General features: G+C 58.6%; 1 pseudogene. It reads left to right on the top strand.

The features are described from left to right. A pseudogene (locus QMX86_RS28375) lies at positions 1-447 on the top strand (hypothetical protein); the annotation flags it as partial.

Genomic DNA, 447 nt, shown 5'->3' with positions numbered 1-447 from the left:
GAGCCAGGACGGCGACTGGTCGATTGACCTGACCCTTCTGGAATTCAGGCTCTACACCTTCGACGCACAGCAGACACTGGACGGTCGACCGTCGCTGTACAGTGACGAGCATGAATTGACGGTGGTGCTGCTGCCGCCAGAATTTCTCCAGCCGATACCAAACGGCAAGTTGCCACGAACTGCATTGCTCAAGGGTACCGGCATGAGGGGCGGGGTTGTCGAAGTCTGTCTGCTAGGGCTCACCGAACCTCTGCTCAGTAATGTCGATGTCGACTGGCAGGGCATTTGGCAAGCCGAAGTGACGTTGCCGGTGGGCAGCAAAACAATCTGGGCTCGGCAAAGGTTCATGGATGAAAGCGGCACACTGCAGGAGTCGAAAGACAGCGAGCCGCTGCACTTTGACGTCGTGCCGGCCGCCCCCTTCATTGAAACCCCGGTCGAGGGCAA

This window comes from Pseudomonas sp. PS01270 (assembly GCF_029959775.1).
In the GTDB taxonomy this organism is placed as follows: domain Bacteria; phylum Pseudomonadota; class Gammaproteobacteria; order Pseudomonadales; family Pseudomonadaceae; genus Aquipseudomonas; species Aquipseudomonas atacamensis.
Note: the sequence above shows the minus strand (reverse complement) of the source record. Positions and strands in the feature narration are given on the sequence as shown.